The organism is Colwellia sp. MB3u-41 (genome assembly GCF_014076845.1).
GTDB lineage: Bacteria > Pseudomonadota > Gammaproteobacteria > Enterobacterales > Alteromonadaceae > Colwellia_A.
In genome coordinates, this window is the sequence record NZ_JACGUT010000040.1 from 1 (window position 1) to 2,239 (window position 2,239).

At 33.7% G+C, this 2,239-nt stretch carries 2 protein-coding genes; both read right to left on the bottom strand.

Features of this window, described 5'->3' with window-relative positions:
• Positions 1-212 precede the first annotated feature (212 nt).
• Positions 213-749 carry a DUF7010 family protein gene (locus H4J73_RS02150; RefSeq protein WP_182223127.1) on the bottom strand — a complete coding sequence of 179 codons (537 nt, stop codon included), beginning with the start codon at positions 747-749 and terminating at the stop codon, positions 213-215.
• A gap of 517 nt (positions 750-1,266) precedes the next feature.
• Positions 1,267-1,659 (bottom strand): hypothetical protein, encoded by a 393-nt coding sequence (locus H4J73_RS02155; protein ID WP_182176809.1) that lies wholly within the window; start codon positions 1,657-1,659, stop codon positions 1,267-1,269.
• Positions 1,660-2,239: the final 580 nt, after the last annotated feature.

Below are 2,239 nucleotides of genomic sequence, written 5' to 3' on the forward strand. Positions count from 1 at the left end.
TTGCCACCTTTGAAAAAGGTAAAAGAGGCAATGCTTATTAGTGCTGCACTAAACCGAGTTTAGCGTAAAACACTTAGCTAAAAATGTCTTGCCCTAAAACGTATTTATTAAGAGCATATAACGCCTAAATAACAGGCTAAGTAATGGTTGGCTAAAATTGTGTAGCGAAGCGAAACGTAGCCAACTGTTACGTGTCCTTGTTGATTTTCTTGTTATGTGCTGTGTACGCTTCTAGTTAACATTTGATAAATACTTATTAAATAGGTTAAAACAATAACGCAAGAAATAGCCAAAAGACCATCATTAGGAAACAAGTACCAAGCTACTACGATTAAAATGCTTCTCAACACCGCATGAATTATGCCTACAGGATGATTAATTATCCATGAATAAACCACCCAATGAAGTCCTAGCCCAATCCCTAAACTTAAAGGAACAAATTCAGGGGCGTTTAAAAGCAATGGAATGTGAACAGCCCAGAGAAGATTAACCATTAAGATGCACAGTCCCATCAACTTTGCTAAAGGGTTTGATGATGAAACTAAATTTTCCTTCCTAATTTTAGCAATAATTAAAGCTATTGGAAAAATCCCACCTGTAGCAAAAAGTAAAATATATACAGAGATATTTTCATTAAATTGAGTACTTAAAAGTGCAACTAACCCCCAAACAATTGTTCCTGCTATTGGCATTGAAACAGATCTGTTTGAAGATTTTTCAAATTCGTTTCTATAATCATCTAATGTCAAAATATTCATTTCCTTGAATTGAAGCATGCTCATCATTCTCTAAGCACATAACGCCACATTAAGCGGCAAAAAATTGTTGGCTAAAATGTTGAACGAAGTGAAAACAGCCAACTGTTTTTTGTCCGTTTGAATGCCTTGTTATGCGATTTTTACACCACCACAAACTGCACAATTTATATAAATATTAATGACATAAAATGCACATTAAAAAAACTCACAGCATTGCGACACAATAAACCGTGAATTTTGAGCCACTAATCAAAAGTAAATTTACCACTTACCTACTTTGGCGAAAAACTATTTAACCAAAAACTTAAATAGATTTAATTACGCATAAATAACCAGGATAAGGAAAAGGCAACTACCACAATTACATTTAATCGAATTCGCAATGCCGCATAACGCCCACTTAAGCGGACAAAAATAGTTGGTTATAATGTGTAGCGAAGCGAAACCTAACCAACTGTTTTTGTTCCGTTTGAAGTGCTTGTTAGTTTTTTTAACTTTAAACTAAGCCTTACGTAATATTAGCTGTAAGTATCCCGGCACCAAAAAACAAAGTAAACATTGCAAGGCTACGATAAATTTTTATTTTTTTTGATATGCCATATATAGTTTTCCCCTTAATCAGTGAGTCAACTATGTAGTCTTGTCCCAACAATGAAATAAAAATGGAAGCACCAAAGCAACCAAAAGGAAGGTATAGATCCGAACTAAAGGAAACCACTTTAAGTTGAATCAGAATGACAACAGCACCTATTATTACCGAAGAAAACCATGCATATTGTTTTAATAATTCGAAATGTAACTCTGTTACAACAGTTTCATTTTTAACTTTGTTATCTTCTACCAAATTTTCTTCTATCTTGGTTTCTTTATTTTCTTCGATTGACACTACTTTTTGCTCCATAACTAAATCTAGCTCCGATGCCTGATAAAAAACTAACGCCACATTAAGCGGCAAAAAATTGTTGGCTAAAATGTGAACGGAGTGAAACAGCCAACTGTTTTTTGTCCGTTTGAATGCCTTGTTATGCGATTTTTAGATTACCATAAACCGCATAATTTATATAAATATTAAAAACATAAAATGCACATTTAAAAAACTCACAGCATTGCGACACACTAAACCGTCAATTTTGAGCCACTAATGAAAAGTGAATTTATCACTTACCTACTTTGGCGAAAAACTATTTAACCAAAAACCTAAATAGATTTAATTACGCGTAAATAACCAAGATAAAGAAAAGGCAATTACCACAATTACATTTAATCGAATTCGCAATGCCGCATAACGCCCCATTAAGAGGCTTTTAATTGTTGGTTATAATGTGAAGCGAAGCGGAACCTAACCAACTGTTAAAAGTCCTGCTTGAATGGCTTGTTATGTGTTTTTGAACCGTTGCATCAAATATATACCGCCAACTATGGTTCCAAAAGGAAAGCTTAGCAAAATAATTATAGAAAGAGGTAAAGCAATTTTATGAACA